General features: G+C 42.2%; 15 protein-coding genes. 1 reads left to right on the forward strand and 14 read right to left on the reverse strand.

The window, feature by feature from the left end; all coding sequences use genetic code 11:
- Positions 1-33: 33 nt before the first annotated feature.
- From VLA57_RS03260 to epmB, 4 genes are all read right to left on the reverse strand, one after another.
- A complete protein-coding gene (locus VLA57_RS03260; protein WP_333954346.1) occupies positions 34-489 on the reverse strand; it encodes a c-type cytochrome in 456 nt (151 codons plus the stop codon).
- 143 nt (positions 490-632) lie between these two features.
- The gene (locus tag VLA57_RS03265; protein ID WP_333954347.1) at positions 633-2,726 is read right to left on the reverse strand and encodes an EAL domain-containing protein; all 2,094 of its coding nucleotides are present in this window, start codon (positions 2,724-2,726) and stop codon (positions 633-635) included.
- A 241-nt stretch (positions 2,727-2,967) separates the two neighbouring features.
- Positions 2,968-4,674, reverse strand: coding sequence for a hypothetical protein (locus VLA57_RS03270; RefSeq protein WP_333954348.1), 1,707 nt, complete (start codon positions 4,672-4,674; stop codon positions 2,968-2,970).
- A gap of 175 nt (positions 4,675-4,849) precedes the next feature.
- The gene (gene epmB / locus VLA57_RS03275) at positions 4,850-5,857 is read right to left on the reverse strand and encodes an EF-P beta-lysylation protein EpmB (RefSeq protein ID WP_333954349.1); all 1,008 of its coding nucleotides are present in this window, start codon (positions 5,855-5,857) and stop codon (positions 4,850-4,852) included.
- A gap of 206 nt (positions 5,858-6,063) precedes the next feature.
- Between epmB and efp the strand changes: the two genes are divergently transcribed.
- Positions 6,064-6,636, forward strand: coding sequence for an elongation factor P (efp, locus tag VLA57_RS03280; protein ID WP_011514270.1), 573 nt, complete (start codon positions 6,064-6,066; stop codon positions 6,634-6,636).
- 126 nt (positions 6,637-6,762) lie between these two features.
- Here efp and VLA57_RS03285 read toward each other — a convergent pair whose 3' ends face one another.
- The 10 genes from VLA57_RS03285 to VLA57_RS03330 form a co-directional block, all read right to left on the reverse strand.
- Positions 6,763-8,562: a GAF domain-containing hybrid sensor histidine kinase/response regulator gene (locus VLA57_RS03285; RefSeq protein WP_262498146.1), complete on the reverse strand. Its 1,800-nt coding sequence runs from the start codon at positions 8,560-8,562 to the stop codon at positions 6,763-6,765.
- Between the two features lie 21 nt (positions 8,563-8,583).
- Complete coding sequence (locus VLA57_RS03290) at positions 8,584-9,480, reverse strand: tRNA threonylcarbamoyladenosine dehydratase (RefSeq protein ID WP_133105122.1); 897 nt, start codon at positions 9,478-9,480, stop codon at positions 8,584-8,586.
- Between the two features lie 72 nt (positions 9,481-9,552).
- Positions 9,553-10,563 (reverse strand): TatD family hydrolase, encoded by a 1,011-nt coding sequence (locus tag VLA57_RS03295; RefSeq protein ID WP_133105155.1) that lies wholly within the window; start codon positions 10,561-10,563, stop codon positions 9,553-9,555.
- Positions 10,564-10,634: 71 nt separating this feature from the next.
- Entirely contained in the window at positions 10,635-10,790 is a 156-nt protein-coding gene (locus VLA57_RS03300; RefSeq protein WP_020444125.1) for a hypothetical protein, read from the reverse strand.
- A 319-nt stretch (positions 10,791-11,109) separates the two neighbouring features.
- Complete coding sequence (gspD, locus tag VLA57_RS03305; RefSeq protein ID WP_133105123.1) at positions 11,110-13,365, reverse strand: type II secretion system secretin GspD; 2,256 nt, start codon at positions 13,363-13,365, stop codon at positions 11,110-11,112.
- 212 nt (positions 13,366-13,577) lie between these two features.
- On the reverse strand, positions 13,578-14,480 hold the full coding sequence (locus tag VLA57_RS03310) for a type II secretion system protein N (RefSeq protein ID WP_133105124.1): 903 nt from the start codon (positions 14,478-14,480) through the stop codon (positions 13,578-13,580).
- The gene (gene gspN, locus VLA57_RS03315) at positions 14,481-15,311 is read right to left on the reverse strand and encodes a type II secretion system protein N (protein WP_133105125.1); all 831 of its coding nucleotides are present in this window, start codon (positions 15,309-15,311) and stop codon (positions 14,481-14,483) included.
- Positions 15,312-15,527: 216 nt separating this feature from the next.
- Entirely contained in the window at positions 15,528-15,851 is a 324-nt protein-coding gene (locus VLA57_RS03320) for an H-NS histone family protein (protein ID WP_020444129.1), read from the reverse strand.
- A 499-nt stretch (positions 15,852-16,350) separates the two neighbouring features.
- Complete coding sequence (gene ssb, locus VLA57_RS03325; protein WP_133105126.1) at positions 16,351-17,010, reverse strand: single-stranded DNA-binding protein; 660 nt, start codon at positions 17,008-17,010, stop codon at positions 16,351-16,353.
- A gap of 108 nt (positions 17,011-17,118) precedes the next feature.
- A complete protein-coding gene (locus tag VLA57_RS03330) occupies positions 17,119-18,483 on the reverse strand; it encodes an MFS transporter (RefSeq protein ID WP_133105127.1) in 1,365 nt (454 codons plus the stop codon).
- Positions 18,484-18,873 lie beyond the last annotated feature (390 nt).

Here is an 18,873-nt window from a genome sequence, read left to right on the forward strand (position 1 = left end):
TTTGTGAGGAAAACAAAAGGTATCAAGTAAGGTTTATTTGTCATTTTCAACGCTTGGGGCAGCTGCGCGAAGGGTAGACAAGTAGGCAATCACATCAGCGCGCTCTTTAGAATCTGGCATCGGGTCTGACAGCATTTTTGAATCTGGCATGGCTTTTTCAGCATCCGCAATATAAGTATCAAGGGTTTGAGAATCCCATACCCAACCCGAGGCTTTAAGTCCTTCACTATAAGTATAATCTGCAAGTTCTGCTGCCGGCGCGCCGTAAATATTCATCAGCTGTGGGCCTTTTTTATTGAGACCGGGGTTTAACTGATGACACTGACCACAAGCATCTTGATATATGAGTGCACCATTATCGGCATCGCCTTCAATGTAAAGCGGTAGCGTGACAGTAGCACGATAATCAGGCGGCGTTTTCTCGCAAGCACTTAGCAGCAAAGCGGCGACAAGCATACCGACCAGTTGATATTTATTGACTATAGACATGGTGTCATCTTTAATTAATAGGTATTGATGTCGATGAGTCTACATCAAACATCCTATAATGCAAAGGTTGATAGACATCGATAGCCGTCTGTAGACCATAAATGCAGAGTATCTATATAGTATTCATGAATATAAAATAAGACTTAACTCTCATTAGAGACTTTGATACTGTTACTCGGCATTTCTAAATAATTGCCTTGTAGGTAGCGTGCGCCGACACTCCATGCAACAGACATGGTTGCAGCATCTTCAATATAAGGCATCAATACATCAACATTAATCCCATTGATACGTACGATAATTGATTTGACCGTTTCTAAATTGTCAGAGGCATCAATCCCTTCGACATAATTATGGGCTAAACGCACCATATTAGGATGAACAAAATTGGCAAGCTCCACAGATTTTACGGATGAGCCAAAATTATTGATGCTAAGCTGGCAGTTTACCTGACTGAGTGCGGTAAATTGAGATTTCGCTACTGTTAAGTAATCTGAGATGTCTTTTTCATTGAACTGCAGTGTCAACGCCCCAGCTTTACCACCGATGGCATTGATGAGCTGGCTTGCAACACTGGGCAGTTTTTTATCGATTAAAGACGCACTGGTTAGCTGTACCAGTAACCGCGCCTCTGGATGGGTTTTACGCACTTCATTGATTCTCTTACAGGCATTAATCAATACCCAGCGGTCTATTTTTTCTAATAATTGATGAGATTTTGCAACCGCCATAAACTGTTCTGGCGTCAATACGGTATTCTCAGCATCTGCTAGCGGTAGCCGCAGGAATACTTCAAAGAAATCACTACGGTCATTATTGATGTCATATATGGGCTGGAACAATAACTCAAAGCGATTATTGGTAATGGCATCAACCAGAGATTCTGCTAGCGCATGATCGTCACTATTGGCGTGTTCACTTGCATCATATAAATGATAGCGGCCGCCATGATTGGAGGTCTCTATCATGATTTGATTGATGGCATCCATGGCGCGCTCAAGCAGCACTCTAGGCTCAGGCGTATTTTTTTCAATTTTAACAATAGCAGTACTTGCTGTCGTATTGGTTGTGCGCTTATCCACTTCAATAAGCATCTTACTGATACTCATACCAATCTGTTCAGCCAGCTTTTCAAGCGCAGCTGTCGTCTGATTTTCGACCAAAATAGTGAATGCTGTATCACTAAAGCGGCTGACATGACCATCGACTACCAGCTCATCTAAGGTATTAGCGACTTGTTTCACCGTGCTATCAATACCTTGCAGACCTAAACTGCTTCTAATTTTTCCGACATTATCGAGTTGCACATACAAAAGTGCCGCCGTCAAAGCCCCTTTTCTTGCCTGCTCATATGCTGCCGCCAGCTGCTCTTCAAAGCTGTGGCGATTATCAATGCCCGTTAAGCTGTCTTTACGCTCAGCTTCAGCCAAACGTTTGGCGACCTCAATGCTATTGCTATTATTTTGTTGAATAATAATCTGGGTGACCGGCTCACCATCTAGTGTCGCTATTGCCAACTGTAGCTTTGCTTCAAACGTACTGCCATCCTTACGTCTACTCTCAAAATTAAACTCAACGTCTTTACGGTTCCCTTTGTCGAACTGACGTAAAAACTGTTTAACAGCTTTAACATTATCACCGCCTGCAATCAAATCAATCACAGGTATACCGATAATATCGTTCATCGCCTCAAAACCAAATAACTGCAGATACGGATCATTGGCAAAGATATGAATCCCTTGATCAATGTATGCGACTGCACTTTTTGAGTTTTTAATCAATACGTTTGCGCGCTGTTCTGCCTCAGAGAGCACAGATTGCAATGTCTTAAGCTGTTGGCGACTGTGCAAGTTTTCGTGCAATAAGCGAATAGCCATGATGACTGCCATTTCTTGCTCTACATAGAGTGCCTTAACCATCGTACCATTCATGATAGACGGTAAGCCTTCGTCATTGTGAGCGTTGGCTACCGTGTTTTTACTTATCAAACAAACCGATGGTAAGTCAATATCTTGCTCTTGAATGATAGCAACCACGTCGGTAAAATTCATATCATACGCTTGACCAAAAACCAGCACATCCCATGATTGACGCAATGATTTTAGCAACTCATCTTTATCGTCCAAAAAACCTAAATTCACACTGTCATAGTATGAACCGAGCAAGTCTACAAGGCGCTCAGCATAAAGCTGATCAGCATCGATAACCAATAAGTTCAAGAGAGACTGAGTACGCATAGAAAGCCTTTTTAATCTTAAAAAATAATATGAATCGCCGCTGAGCTGTCGTCAAATATATAAAAGATAGCAGAATATTAAGAAACAGCGCCGTAGTTATTGTTGTCATTATAAACAATAATTTAGCCGACTGTTGCTTAACTTACTATGGTAATTGTTAAATAATTCGACGCAATAACTGCATTCTATGACACGAGTGACTAGGTTTTTAGAGGTCCGGCTTTTATGTAGATTGACATCATTAACCCTGCACCCCTTCATATTGGCTAAATTCATCAGTCACTATTAGACTACGACCCAAGCGCAAAGATTTCTGTTGGTCATTAATACGCATGAGAACCTTATCATCTGTTTGAAAATGAGAGGTCGGTAACAATAGACTATAAGACGTTTGTAGGTGTTCATCAGCTCCGATGACAAACGCTGGCACAAAATGCTGACTGCGATTCTGTCTATCTTGTAGACAAATTCCACAGGCGATTATCTTATGACCAAGGATTTGCCATTCAAGCTCGAGTTTTGCGCTATCCAAATTAAGCCAACGCACCACTCCCATGGACCATTTAGGCGCGGTAGCCTTATCTTTGTGGCACAATAAAAAAAGGCTCATTATTTGTAAAGGTGGTGCGATGGAAGTGAGATCATCAATTTTATCAATTGTCTCAGATGAATCTAGAAACAAGCGTAGGGTACGAAAGTGTGACAACTGATTATTACCCTCAAATATTTCCGCTAATGATTCTTTATGGGCAGCATTATTTTTTGGTAAGGTATCATAACGCGGCTGCTGATACTCTGGCAGGTTTTTAGATGCTATTAAACTGCTGAAAGCTTCACCGTTACTGATACGGTAATGCATCTCATTAAAACCCGATATTAGCGTTACCGTCTGCTTTGTATTGTGATTGATAGGAGGCATGCGCTTTGGTTGAATATAACGATATCTTATCGCCATTGAAACGGTATTAATCAAAAAATATTCAACCCCTCTTCGAGCAGTATCGATTAAGGTTTTCATACGCGATTGTAAATACGTCACTAAAGGTTCAAGCTCTATAAATAAGCAGGTGTGATGAGCATCATATGGGTTGATAGTAGATAATGCAGTTAAGTAAGTAGGCGGCTCTTTACTCTGCAGATTGACGAACACTCGCGTTGCTGTGCGCGGCTCTATGGTAGCAATTATATGTGCACTCCACGCTGGCAGCAGACGCTGTAGTAGTAGGATATGAGGTCGACGCAGTGCACGTACATTTAGCAACTCATGCAAGCATATTTGGCAATATAAATGATGGATAGTATCACCTTGCTGCGCTGGAATGTAAGCACTCAGTACAATATGTGAGACTCGCTGCTGGCATGCGTTAAGATGTAAGTTATTTACATTGGCCCATATATAGGCTAGCGACTTTTGATAACAAAAGCCATCTTCAAATAGCAGTTTTTGATACATCAGTAGCGTTTGGTAAGTGGCAATCGCCAAGGTAACAGGAGATGATTTTTCACTGGTAAAATAGCGCTGCAACAGATTACTTGAAGGTGCTTGCTGCTTATCCTTTAAAAGGGTAATTTCGCGGCGTATCACGCCGTCATAGGTCATAATCAATGAATAGTACAGCGACTTAACCCGAGCAACATAGCCAAGCTGAGCTTCATTGAGCGCCCCTGTCTCATAAATGTACTGTTGGCGTAGCGCCGCAATTAGCTGACTGGCGGCATTAGTGACAATCTTAATCAATCTTAAACGCTGCCTATCATCAATAGGAATCAGACGCAATTCTGTTAATACTTTTTCTATTTGTTCGACTTGCTGGGCCTCTGTTTGCGCTGGCAATAGTGCCGCCCATTTATGCAAGTGCGGCTCATTGCTACTCTTAGACTTATTGCAAGCTTCTAACAAAGGGGGTTCAGCCGCTAAATACGCTTGAAACGTCGATAAATTTACCATTACCATCCTTAGTAATTGCGTAAGTTATCCATGAGTGTAGAAGGATATATTCTTAAAAAAGAATATTGCTATCATACCTAACCATTCCTCTATATATGTTGCTTATTTATAATTTTCTCAAATCTATTTCTTGTTATGTATTTGCCAAAATAAAAACCCTATCATAGTGCACAATTTACTTATTATTGTAAACATTAATTGGCACCTTGAAAGGTTCGTTTGGCAACTCTCTGACCAGTTTGGGTACTAGGTAGCCCGGTAATTTAGCCAATAGCGACCAATAAAGCTCAATGACAAATTTCTCATCACTGTCAAAATGAGCCGCGCCCGCTACTTTATCTAGTACATGTAAATAATAGGGCAACACGCCCGCTGCAAATAAACGCTGACTCAAAGCCGTTTGCGCACTAACGCTGTCATTGATACCTTTTAAAAGTACCGCTTGATTTAATAAAGTAATTCCTGCGGCACGAGCGCGCTGCAAATACTCTGATGTCAACGCATCAATCTCATTGGCATGATTACCATGAATGACCATGACGATTTGACAGCGGCTTTGTGCCAAACGTTCTAATAGCGCATCATCAAGCCTTGCTGGAATCACGAGCGGCAGACGGGTATGTATACGAATGGTTGTCAGTTGCCCAATCGCCTCCAAAGTATCTAGCCAAGCAAATAGACGTCTATTGGTCACATTTAATGGATCACCGCCACTTAAGATAACTTCATTAATCTCAGGATGGGCGCTGATATAATCGATAATATCCTGTTTTGCGCTGGCAGTTGGCATATTGGCACTATAGTCAAAATGCTGACGAAAGCAGTAACGACAATGAATCGCGCAAGCACCAGTAATGGTTAACAGCAGTCTTGATTGATATTTATGCAGCACGCCTTTGACAGGATTATGCGCATTTTCGTCTAGTGGGTCAGCCACATAGCCCGCCACTGCCATTTGCTCTTTATGATTGGGTAATACCTGTCTTAACAAAGGATCCTCACGATCACCAACGGTCATTTTTGCCACAAAGGCACGCGGTACTCGCAGCTCAAAATGCTTAGGCACGTAGACCTCTGAGCGCAGAGATTGTAGCTCTAATATCTCAAGCAGCTCATCGATAGAGGTAATGGCTTCGGATAATTGCGTTTGCCAGTTTTTTTGTGTGATTAAATGGTTTATCATGACAACCTAATACCTGTGCCCAAAAGCCGATATTATACGCTGTTAGGGCGTCGCCTATCAAAGCAAACGTCCTATCGTTTATGTACCAGAATGGCTCATATCTTTTAGCACGGTAAATCTGGCACTCCATTTTCACTAAAAATATTTACCATCCTTTTTTTCAACCCTTTTTCTAAACCCTTTTTCTAAACCCTTAGGAGTCTTCCGTGGCAAGTTTTTCTACCAATGAATTTAAATCTGGTCTCAAAGTCATGCTCGATGGCAACCCTTGTGCCATTCTTGAAAACGAGTTTGTCAAACCAGGTAAAGGACAGGCCTTTAACCGTGTTAAATTGCGCAATCTTCGTAGTGGTAAAGTATTGGAACAAACCTTTAAGTCAGGCGATAGCTTAGAAGCTGCTGATGTCATGGACACTGAAATGAACTATCTCTATAACGATGGTGAATTTTGGCATTTCATGCATCCTGAGAGTTTTGAGCAGATTCAAGCGGACAAAACAGCGATGAGCGATTCAATAAAGTGGTTAAAAGAAAACAGCAATGCACTATGTACCATCACTTTATTCAACGGTGCTCCTCTTTCAGTAACACCGCCAAACTTCGTTGAATTGCAAATCACTGAAACCGATCCGGGTGTACGTGGTGATACCTCAGGCGGCGGCGGCAAGCCTGCAACGTTAGAGACTGGCGCTGTGGTACGTGTGCCATTATTTGTGCAGCAAGGTGAAGTAGTACGTGTAGATACTCGTACTGGCGATTATCAAACGCGCGTTAGCTAAAGCTATTAATAGATAGCTCTAGTCTGTCTGTAAAAACAAAAAGCTTAACCGCTCAGATAGAGGTTAAGCTTTTTTAATGGCTAGCAAATAAGTCATGAATAATAAAGGGTGGAATTAGACTGCCAGTTATTGTTCTAATGATTGCTTATGCATCAACCAATATTGCACCAACGCATTCAGCTGCTCTTGTTTGAAAGGCTTTGTACAATAATCCTGCATACCCACATCAAGGTATTTTTTACGCTCGCCATCCATTGCATTGGCAGTCAACGCAATAATAGGCGGCAAGTCTTGAGGAGCATAGAGCTCGTGAAGTTTGATGGTTGCCTGTACCCCATCCATAATCGGCATATGATGATCCATCAAAATCACATCATAGCGCTCAGGATATAACGCAAAAATCTCGATCGCTTGTTGTCCATCATCGACGTGAGTGACCGTATGACCACCATTATTAAGGGCTTTTTTGGCAATCATCGCGTTCACACTATCATCTTCAACCAACAAGATATGACCGACCAGCTCATCACTCGGCAACGTTATTGTAAAGTCATTGTCCGTTTGCCATATCTCATAATCTTCTGCAGCAATACACGGTAGCGGCAATAATACTCTAAAGGTTGTGCCAATGCCGACTACGCTATCTACTTCAATATAGCCACCCATTAGCTCCACTAGAGACTTACAGACAGACAATCCAAGTCCGGTACCACCATAAAGCCTGTGGGTATATTTATTTGCTTGATCATAAGCATCGAATATTGCCTCTAATGATTCAGACTTAATACCGACGCCCGTATCCGTAACCTCAATACATAAAGTCATTTCTTGATGAATCGTTGTACTATTTTTATCATCAATGGCAAAATCTAAACGACTATCATTACTGCCTTTAGTCTGATCGCAATCCTTATTATCTAGACAAGGATTGTCTTGCATATGTTTAACATCAATCGTTACACGCCCGCCTTCACGGGTAAATTTAATCGCATTATTGACCAAATTTACCATGACCTGCTTAAGACGTACGGGATCCCCTTTAACATAAGGCGATAGTGACTCGGTATAGTGATAGTCTAAAACTAAGCCGCGTTGGCGAGCTTTGATAGCAAATAAGCTAACGACCTCATTACAGAGACTAGATAGATTCATCGGGATAGAATCGATAGTCATTTTACCGGCTTCGACTTTTGATAAGTCTAAAATACCATTGATAATCGCGAGCAAATGCTCATTTGATACTTTTATATTCTCGATATATTCTCTTTGTTCAACGCTCAGCATGGTGTCACTGAGCATCTCAACCATACCGATGATACCATTCATCGGTGTGCGTATCTCATGACTCATATTGGCCAAAAACGCTGACTTCATCTCATTGGCATATTTGGCATTACGCTGCTGCTCTTGTAGCTTTAAAGCGTCGGCTGCCATCGTCGCAAATTGGGCTAGTATGTTGGCTTTTTCATCACTGAAATCATGATGAGGCTCTATATCCATCAAACATAAAGAGCCAAAACGATAATTTTTACCGTCTTCATGCGTGATGATGGGTGCACCAGCATAAAAGCGTATCTTAGGCCATTGAGCGACAAATGGATATGTATTGAAGCGCTCATCGTTTGCCAAATCAGCTACCACAAAAATACTATCAGACAATATAGTATAATTACAAATAGCCACATTACGTGTCGTGGTACATACCTCGTCAAGACCAATACCAGATTTTAGGTACTGAGTTTCTTCATCTATAAAAGTAATCGCCACCATCGGCACATTAAAAAACAGTTTCGCAAGCTCAGTCAAACGTGCAAAAGAAGACTCTTGATTGGTATTAAATACCTGATATTTTTTGAGCCTATTGATACGCTCCGCATCATCTTCTGCGATAGGGTAATCAAAGTCTGGTACGTTGGATATAGACAAGGTGGACTCCATAAATTCATATCAGAGGCTTGGTTTAACAGCCGCCTGCTTAAGCAATAATTGTAATGCCTCACTCACCATAAGCATGGCAACCACTGAGGTGACGACGACCGCCGAGCCATAACCACCACAGTGCAAACCACCTGTTTGACAGCTCTTGTCTACGCGCGGTGGTTCTGTCGAATAAACACACTTGATACCAAATTTCTCTTTTAAGGCACTATTAATGCCCTTTTCATGGCGCAATTTATTACGTAATTTGGCCAATAATGGATCTTGATAAGTGTCTCGTAAATCGCCGACTCTGATCTGACTGGGGTCTATTTTACCACCTGCCCCGCCAGCACAGACCAATTTTAGTTTGTTAAAGCGGCAATGCAAAGCAATGGCAAGCTTGGCATCCATATCATCGATACAGTCTAAAATCACAATCGGAGCGGTTTGTGCCGCCGTTTTTGCTTCTTCACGACTGGGCAGCAATGTTGCGACATTTTCAGTAGTCAAAAAATCATCAACCAAATGCAATGTAGCTTTTGGATTGATTTCACGAATACGTGCTGCCATCGCCTCAATTTTACTTTGCCCAAAGGTACTATCTAAAGCAGGCAGCTGCCGATTGACATTGGATGCTACCAATATATCTAAATCAATTAATGTAATAGTACCAACAGCCGTACGCGCCAAAGCCTCTGCTGCCCAGGAACCGACACCGCCAATACCAATAACATAAACATGCGCAGCAGAAAATGTATCTACTGCAGCATTACCATACAGTGTCTGAGTACCTTTAAAACGGCGCTCATACTGCTCGGCATCTCTATCTCTATCAGGTATCTCTAATATTTCAGGTACAAAAATCGGCTCTTCGATAGGCTCTGGTTGGATAATATCTGACTGCATGTGTGTGTCTTCATTCATAACGATGTAGAAACTCTTTTAAAAATTTTATTGTTAAACCAACTATATATTAATTAGTATGCGCTAAAAACTTCAAAGCGTATAAGACCACTTAGTTTGCAAAGCATTACAACTGTTGAGCCACAATTGCTGAGCGAGAATAGCCGCAGGAACATTTAGTAATTCGCTCAAGCTATGTAATACGTAAAGCAAATTAGCAGGAACATTCCTACTATGCATAGATGTATCACCCCATTCGCTATTTTTATCTCGTCCAAGCACAGACGCGTTATTAGATGACGCATCTTCTAAATTATTATCTAGCGTCTGGCCTAGGATAGGCATCATATCGGGGCAATCTGTCTCGATAACCAAACAGTCAATACCATAACTCTCAACCGCAGCTTGAATGGCAAGGCGCAGTTTTTTCGCATTGGGATTGGTTATTTGCCCAGTCACGCCAAGCTTAAACCCTAATTTCGCAAAGGCTTTGGCTTCTTGTACACCACCACTAAAACTATGGGCAATGCCGCCAAGCTTATGCGCGTCATAATTATGTGCTTTTAGTAAAGCCAGTGCTTCGGCATGTGCTTTACGAATATGCAGCATAACAGGTAGCTGATGTGCCACTGCCATATCTAACTGCGCAATAAAAAACCGCTGTTGTTTGGCAAACGTTTCAGGCTGCTTCATGGCATCGGTAAAAGTATCTAAACCTATTTCACCAATGGCCAATGGACGCTGTTCATTTAGCATTTGCGCCATTTCTTCCAAATGGGCTTCTGTATGCTGCTCAATATAAAAAGGATGTAAACCTAGCGCAATATGTACTTTAGGAAAACGTTTTTTTTGGTTCAAACAATTTTTTTTATCCAATTGACAAAGATCATTTATCTGCTGCTGATTCTCATAAAGCCGTACAAAATATCGGTGCAAGTAACCAACCAAAACTAAATGGCGCACACCTTTATCATAGGCAAATTGCGCCTGCTCACCTCTATCCTTATCAAACACAGGAGCATCAAAATGCGTATGAGTATCAATTAAAGGAAAAATCTTCGTTCTTACTTTATTATTGATAGCTGATGTATCAATCCCCGTCATCAAGAAACTCCAAAATTCATCATTGCTATGATAAGTCAGCTTTCCCATTAACTACTTTCTAAATAATCATTTTACTCACTATCTGTACTTTTAGCTTTTTCTATAGGGTCATAATTTTCAGGCACTGGTTTGTGCGCCTTTTGACTACTGCGTCTTGGTATCAGTACCAATGCAATACCCACTACGCTTAATGCCAGCCACTTTTTTTTATTATTAGTGCTTGCCATTATAGTTACCTTTTAAAATTAACTGACGAATAGTACTTAGCCGATATTTGATAAATACGGCTTTATAGGTGACCTTTATCTATTTTAACAAATATATCGTACTATCAGCAAAAGCGTGACATACCCATGTTATCTGTTTTTATTATACGCGTATAGCCAAGGCATATGTTTATCTATTATATGAATACGCAAACTAAAGTACGGTGTATGTAATACACCGTACTTTTAAGTATAGTAAAACTTTAAGAGAGATATGAAAGCAGAGTTTGGTAAACGCTAAAAGCCTAGATAATTTATTAGCGAACAGCCATAAAAGCGCTTAACGATTTAAGGGATAAGTTGTGATACCTGTGCTTGGACTATCAACACGAGTAAAACCTTTGGAAGTTGTTTTTGGCTTTTGATCCCGTTTAGGAATCAAAGGATTGAGTGGCATAAGCTCGTAATCAGCACTAATATCACCATTCCAACCTTCGGTACCGCTTAATGGCAGCTGTTTAATCGTACCGTTTTTATCAATAACCAGCTGAAGGACGCGCATCTGATTGTATTTACGCTCTGTCACGCTTGCTACTGCACCGCCATCACGGAGGATAGTCGGCTGTAAAAATATGATTAAATTGCTTTTTTGGCTATTGTCATTGTCCGAGCGGAACAGTCGACCGATAAGAGGTACATTACCCAAACCTGGCACTTTTTGTTGGCGCGTAGTTGAGTTGTCGCGCATCAAGCCACCTAAGGCAATGGTCTGCTGATCATCTGCCAAAATGGTAGTATTGATCAGGCTTTTATTGGTGATAAGACCGCTGGCATTCCCAGCACTACCCGGTACGACTGAAGAGACTTCCTGTGATACCTCTAAACGTACGGTGCCGTTTGCACCAATATGCGGGATGACGTTTAGATTGATACCAATATCTTGGCGATCAATGGTTTGAAAGGGATTCGTCGAAGAGTCACTACCCGTGGTGTAGGAGCCTGTCACAAACGGTACGTTCTGACCCACTAAGATACTGGCTTTTTCATTGTCCAAGGTCAAAATCGATGGCATAGATAGTAGATTGGCACTGGTAGAAGAATCAAGCGCTTGCAAGATAGCACCATAGAATTGCGCATTGCCTTTGCTGTCTTTACTACTACTGCCTATACCTAACAAAGCACCAGCAATGGAGCCTGCTGCCGCGCTTATCCCTGTACCACCTGACAAAGCAGCAGCGGCAAGTGAAACTGCACTTGCGCCCACGTTATTGAAGTTCACCACGCCATAACCGCTATTGGCATTACCTAGCGCCCACTGAACCCCAAGCTGCGTTGCATCATCGCCTGATACTTCAACAATGGCTGCTTGAATCAATACTTGCGAGCGGCGGCTGTCTAACTGATTGACAGCGTCTTCGATCTCAAACATCAGCTCAGGTGCTGCATTAACAATGACGGCGTTTTGAGTTTCATCAGCGATAATACTAAAAGGTCGACCATCGATACCGATACTTGTACCCGCTGAACTATTATTCGGTAAAGGCGTAGCAGCAGTACCACCGATACTATTGCTACCTACCTTACTATTAGCACCACCAGTTAGCGACGACCCTGTAGCAGCGGCATCATTCAATGATGCTGACTCTAATGTTGAAGAACCACCAGAGCTATTGATGGATTGGCTGGCAAGGAGACCGCGCAGCATCTCAGCAATATGACCGGCACTGGCATATTTTAGGCGGAAAACACGCAGACCACTTAAGCGCCTTGAAGGCGTTGTGTCCAACTGATTGACCATCTCTTGAACTTTGGCAATCATCTCAGGACTGCCTTTAACCAACAGTCTGTCGCTCGCCGTGTCGGCGATAACCTTTAGCTGATTGTTGCCACCTTGCGCTTGCCCGCTACCAGCACTCGCCACCAGTGCGCTAATCAACTCCATCATACGTTCGGCATCGACATGACGTAGTGGTATGACTTGTAAGCTGTCATTCACATTACTGTCTAAATCACGGATAAGCGCTGTCAGCTGATTTAGGCTATCAGCACGATCGGACAGCACTAAGGCATTGACTCCAGGCACAGCAGCGGCATGTGCAGACGGTGGCATGAGCGGACGGATAACGCCCAAGACTTCTGCTGCTTGGGTATTCGTCAGATAAATCACCCGCGTTGCCAAGGTTTCACCGACGCTCTCACCACGTAAATCAACAGCAACACCGGTTTGTTTGGCGACGTTATCTGGCACCAGTTTAATCGTTGTTCCTGAATCGATAGCAGCGATACCGTTGACTTGCATCACGCTCAAAAACAGCTGATAAATCTCATCACGCGACAAAGGCTTGTTGGAGATCACAGTCACATTACCGTTGATGCGCGGATCAAGGACGAAGTTTTGATTGGTAATCGTCGCCACTTCATTGATAAAGGCTTTGATATCAGCATCTTGCAAATTGACTTTCCAGCTTTCAGCACTCACCAGCCCAGTACTAGCCGCCCATAGTGGTATGGCCAAGCAAAGAGGACGGCACAATCGCATCAAACGCTGCAAAATATGATGCAAAGGTGTGACTGAAAAATTATGAGAACTGACCATATTGATGATTACCTACAGTGATGGCGCTTGGTATGTACTGAATTCAATGACTATTGAATTTAATGGTTACTGGATTTGATAAGTCCTGATTCTTTAATGCTTTTGATAAGTCATAATTTTAATTGATACTAAGTTATGTTGGCCATCATATCGTCAATCATATCAACCAACAAATATTTATTTTGAAGAATTATTTTTGTCACTTATATATGCTAAAACTGCTGCCGAATCGTAATGACTTGATCGCCACGTTGTACTTCTATCTGTGCTTCCCCTGATTGCTTCACTTGTTGTAATACACGAGCATCTTGAGCAGGATTACTACCGACGCTTTGCCCGTTGACTTTCAGTACTCGATCACCAGATTCAAGTCCCAAGCGATTGCGTATATTAGCAGGCATCGCTGCTGTGACTTGATAGTTATCACCTCCTGCCATTACACCCATTCTACTTAAATAACTGGCAGGGTTTTCTTGTAATTCAGTCACTGCTTCGTCAATTGCAGATTTGGGCGCACTGTCGCTAGGTGCTTCGGCAGCCGGTTGATTACCAGTATTACTTAGGTCAGGCACAGGCGCATTAGGTAGCATATTGCCATCTTGCAAGCGCTGATTACTGACCCCGCTTGCGATCATCGCACTTTGATCAAGTGGCATGGCTTCTGGCATACGAATCACCGTTTCCTTGTCAATAGTATCAGCGATAATAATCTCGTTCCAAGCAACCGCAACCAACGTGTAATCGCTGTCTTTTAACGTGTCACCAATTCGGTAGTTTTTGACTTCACCGTTGACCTCTAGAAGTGCCGAAGACAAACTCTCTGGAATGGCCAGCAATACACCCTTTAGCACAATATTAGGCGGCGGCTGCACTACAGCAGCGATAGGATCAGGGTCGGCAAAAATAGCAAATAGACTACTATAATCTGGAGCGGATAAGGCGTTATCCTGTAAAGGTACCAGTGGTAATGCAGGCGCTAACGGTGGCGCAAGCAGTAGCCATAAGAGTCGCGCTGCCGTCCAGCTTAACCAAGTGATTGCCAATAATAGCAGCCAAACGGCAAAGCGGTTAAAAATATTTAGCACAGGTTTTAAGCTTGTAGGGAGCGTCATCATCTAGCGTGTCCCTAGCCCATTTAACAGTGGTTGACGCACACTAACCACAGGCGTATCTTGCGGCGCTTTCCCCTTGTATTCAGGCATACTCTCGAGCAGACGCTGGGTCAAGCTGACATCCAACATATTATCGCCATCAAGATACAAGTCGCCTAAACGCTTGTCCTGATTGTTGACAAGATTGATATGCAGCAGATTTTTGTTATTTTTTTGCTCGGTGCTCAGCTCAGCACGCAGCGCCGGTATGGTGAGATAAAATATTTTGCCCCCGCTAGGATAACCAAGCTCGCCGCCAATCCATGTCAGCTGACCTGACGCTTGACGAAAGCCGGATGTGTTTCTATTAGAGTCACTGTTTGAGTCACCATCGTTTGAACCAGACTGACGTTTGAGCGAGATATTATTGACCTGAATTGGCGTATTTGGTAATTGCCAATCGACAACCCGAGTCAAAGTTTCAGGCGCAATTTTACCGCTCATGTCTTTTACTTCCCAAGAATTTGCGCCTATTTTTACCTGCCCATTGAGGCGAGTTTGCTCTGATAAAATATCAATCTTCGCACCAAACTTACCCAATAATAAATGCCACGGCTGCCACGACCATTCAGCCGCCCCGATCAATGGCGTCGCTGACAGAGGTATCTGCCAAATTGCAGCGCCCTGCCATACATTACCGGACACGTGCTGTATATAAGGCGTCTCTGGTGCATATTTTTCAAGTAGCCATGCTGCCGGCATTTGCAAAACAGCAAATAGCGCGAACAAGACAAGCCCAATCAACCACCACAGCTTACGGGGATGCTTATGAGACGAGGCAGATACTTGGGGCACGATGGCATAACTCTTATATCAGGTAAAAACGTCATTATCATAGCAAACAATAGCATACAGATGACAGCAAAAAAGCCAGTATCTTTTTACCAAAATAGTGGTAAAAAGATACTGGCTTTTATCTGCCTATAAAGGTTCGATCTACTTGTTAATCAAACAGAACTTTATAGACAGAGCGTTCGTTGCTAAATATAACAGCGACTATCCATTAGAAAATTAAATAGCAAAATCTTCAAGACGACGACCTGCGGCTAATGCCTCTACTAACCATGTTGGTTTACGTCCGCGACCAGTCCATGTTTCTTCGTCATTGTCGGTATTACGGTATTTAATGCTACGCTTCTTTTCTAGTTTTTCGCCCGCTTGTAAAATCTCCTCGATACTGGCATTGCTTTCTTCAGCGATTTTTTCAAACTGCGTATAAGCATCATACAAGCGCTGGTGTTGCTTTTGAGCAATAAGCTGCTGTGCATTTTCAGTAATAGCACGTAGCTCATCAACATTTAAGCTGTTTAAATCAATAACATTACTTTTGTTCATAGTATTTTCCACATTAAAATAAAGGGTATAAATAAATAGCATTTATACTAAAAATAGATTTATCAAGAATTACTAAATACAGTAATTATTAAATAATAAATCTTTCGAATATTGATAAAAATTTGATTGTCTACTGATAAATATGGTGTGAATGCTTAAAATTATAAGCAACGCTAATATAAACAAAAATATTGACAATAACAATGACTTATCGTTATTTTCTACTAAAATCAATAAATGGTGGTTAATTCGATGACAATCAGAGATATTAAATGAATAGCTTTATTTATTAATATTTCTTTAAATAGCCTCCGTAATGATTAAGACTGTATAGCTATTATGAGGCATCATTGATGCACAGGTTCTGTTGGCATATCGGTTTTAAAATGACTTAATTATATAAATGACTCCTTACACTTTCATTATCTGTACATACTAAAAAGCCTTGCATTAGCAAGGCTCTATCTAACTTAATCAACATTACTTAATCAGGTGTATCCTAAAACGGAATGTCATCGTCTACAGGGCCATCTGGCATCGCTGTAGGCTTCGACTGCGCTGGTGCTTGAGTCGGTTTATTAAATTGATTCTGCTGAGCGGGCGCATTCTGATTGTTAAAGCTATTTTGATGACCACCCTGTGACGCACCGCCGCCTTGATTATAACCACCTTGTTGAGCGGGCTGATTGCCTCCTTGCTGACCATAGTCGTTCTGGCCACCTTGGTTACTAAACCCGCCACCCTGATTACCATAGCTACCTTGGTTGCTTTGACCACCTTGGTTATTGCTACCAAAACCACCACCAGCATCATTACTACCACCTGTCGAGCCATCTAGCATTTGCATTTGTTCAGCACGAATTTCAGTGATATAACGGTCTTGTCCGTTGGGATCTTGATATTTACGGGTACGTAAGCTGCCTTCAATATATACCTTACTGCCTTTACGAAGATACTGCGCAGCGATTTCACCCAAGCGATTAAACAACGAAATGCGATGCCATTCCGTTGCTTCTCTTTTTTCACCGCTTTGCTTGTCTGTCCACTGCTCTGATGTCGCAACCGAAATATTGGTCACGCTACCGCCGTTATTGAATTGACGTGCCTCAGGGTCTGCACCGAGGTTACCGATGATGATAACTTTATTAACACCGCGCATGATATCGTCCTTTTACTTATGAATAATTTTATTACCAGCTTTAATCGAGTCTTTAATATAAAGCCTCAATCTTAGCAGTAATATACTTTTACTTTAACCATTTTTCTGTTAAATATCTAGAGGACTTTGCGCCAAATGCGACAGCTCCTGTCGCGAAGTATCTGTGAGCTGTGTCTTGTCCAATTTTAAATAAGCGACCTGTTCTTTTGCCATGACCACCAGCTCATCAACACCCTCTACTGCCAGCATTTGCCGTGACCAGTCCTGAATATCGATATTCTTTGGTATCGTCACAGTCGTACTTGACAAATATGGTGGATCAGCAATAGGAATAATCAGCAATAAAGAGGCGGCCATTATAATTGCCAATATGCCCCATGCCAACAAATTAGGCTGACTCAATAACAACCCGCCCATTGCGCCACCAACAAAAGCACCAAAGAACTGACTGGATGAATTTAACCCCATCGCAGTGGCTTTATTGGCGACTGGTGCGCGTTTAGATATCCATGAAGGAATCGTTGCTTCAAGTAGATTAAAGCCCATAAAGTAGAGCAATAAGCCTAATATAATACCGACGCCAACCTGACCACCGAGCGCCAATAATGCTAAGGCAACCGTCATCAGTGCAATCGCGGCTAAAAATACTTGGCGCATTTTGCGTTTCTTTTCGGCGATGATAATAAAAGGTATCGCGACGGCAAAACCGATGAACAATAAAGGTAAATAGACCAAGCCTTGCTGACGTACCGACAATCCTAGTACGTCATTAAGCTGATGCGGTAAAATAACAAAGATAGCGGTCATGGTCAGATGCAGAGCAAATATGCCAATGTGCAAGCGATTTAGATCACCAATTTTTAGGACTGTTGCCAACTGCTGACCAATCGATTTATTGTCTAAATTGTGCTTAAGTACCCGTAGCGGTGTCGGGACGAACAGTAACAATAACATCGCCAAAACTGCAAAGCCTGCAGTCAACCAAAACAATCCTGAGATGCCAAGCGAGCCTACTAATAGAGGCCCAAAGGCAAAAGCAAGCATGATAGAGGTTGCAATGGTCAAACCCATCGTCGCCATCGCTTTAGTGCGCATCTCCTCACGAGTTACATCAGCAAGTAACGCCATCAATACCGCAGAGACCGCGCCACTACCTGCCAGTGCTCGACCAATAATAACCTCGTAAATATCTGTGGCATTGGCAGCAATAATACCGCCGATGGCAAACAAGACAAGACCTAAAAATATAATTGGCTTACGCGGGAACTTATCCGCGGCAAGGCTCATTGGAATCTGAAATATCGCTTGTCCTAGCCCATAAATACCGACTGCCAAACCAATCAGAAACGGAGTCGCATGCGCGTAATTATCACCATATACAGAAAATACTGGCACAATCATAAACAAACCAATCATCCGCAAGGCAAAGATACCACCGACCCCGAGGATTGCCCGTTTTTCTACGCTATTCATACTTGCCTCACTGGTTCATCATTGCTGGTTTATCACGGCAGCTCTGCTTGTATTATTACGACTGTATCAAGGGTTTAGCCTACAAATTAAGCTCACTAGTATAAGACATTCGCCGTTTGCTTGCCGAGACTTTTGCCCTCCTACTTCAGCATCATAGCGGACACCGACTTAAGCCATTCATTTTACGCGTTAATTTTGTTACCAAGTGCATCTGATGGGTCATTGCACCTTGAATAATGCAGCTATCATGACAATAAAGTAAGACGTTGAGAACGTTGTGGTCTGAAAAAAATTATGATAAATCTTTTTACAAAACGACGTTATTCTGCCAAATCTATAACAAACCACTCATATTAGTTAATCTTTATTTAGATTACCTTTATCCATTTC

It is taken from the genome of Psychrobacter sp. S4(2024) (assembly GCF_036861305.1).
Lineage (GTDB): Bacteria > Pseudomonadota > Gammaproteobacteria > Pseudomonadales > Moraxellaceae > Psychrobacter > Psychrobacter cryohalolentis.

Coding starts and splice junctions, on each gene's coding strand:
- VLA57_RS03295 (WP_133105155.1), bottom strand. CDS start 10,563: ATGACGGGGATTGATACATCAGCTATCAATAATAAAGTAAGAACGAAG.
- ssb (WP_133105126.1), bottom strand. CDS start 17,010: ATGCGCGGTGTTAATAAAGTTATCATCATCGGTAACCTCGGTGCAGAC.
- VLA57_RS03265 (WP_333954347.1), bottom strand. CDS start 2,726: ATGCGTACTCAGTCTCTCTTGAACTTATTGGTTATCGATGCTGATCAG.
- VLA57_RS03320 (WP_020444129.1), bottom strand. CDS start 15,851: ATGAACAAAAGTAATGTTATTGATTTAAACAGCTTAAATGTTGATGAG.
- epmB (WP_333954349.1), bottom strand. CDS start 5,857: ATGATAAACCATTTAATCACACAAAAAAACTGGCAAACGCAATTATCC.
- VLA57_RS03310 (WP_133105124.1), bottom strand. CDS start 14,480: ATGATGACGCTCCCTACAAGCTTAAAACCTGTGCTAAATATTTTTAAC.
- VLA57_RS03300 (WP_020444125.1), bottom strand. CDS start 10,790: ATGGCAAGCACTAATAATAAAAAAAAGTGGCTGGCATTAAGCGTAGTG.
- VLA57_RS03270 (WP_333954348.1), bottom strand. CDS start 4,674: ATGGTAAATTTATCGACGTTTCAAGCGTATTTAGCGGCTGAACCCCCT.
- VLA57_RS03330 (WP_133105127.1), bottom strand. CDS start 18,483: ATGAATAGCGTAGAAAAACGGGCAATCCTCGGGGTCGGTGGTATCTTT.
- VLA57_RS03290 (WP_133105122.1), bottom strand. CDS start 9,480: ATGAATGAAGACACACACATGCAGTCAGATATTATCCAACCAGAGCCT.
- gspD (WP_133105123.1), bottom strand. CDS start 13,365: ATGGTCAGTTCTCATAATTTTTCAGTCACACCTTTGCATCATATTTTG.
- VLA57_RS03260 (WP_333954346.1), bottom strand. CDS start 489: ATGTCTATAGTCAATAAATATCAACTGGTCGGTATGCTTGTCGCCGCT.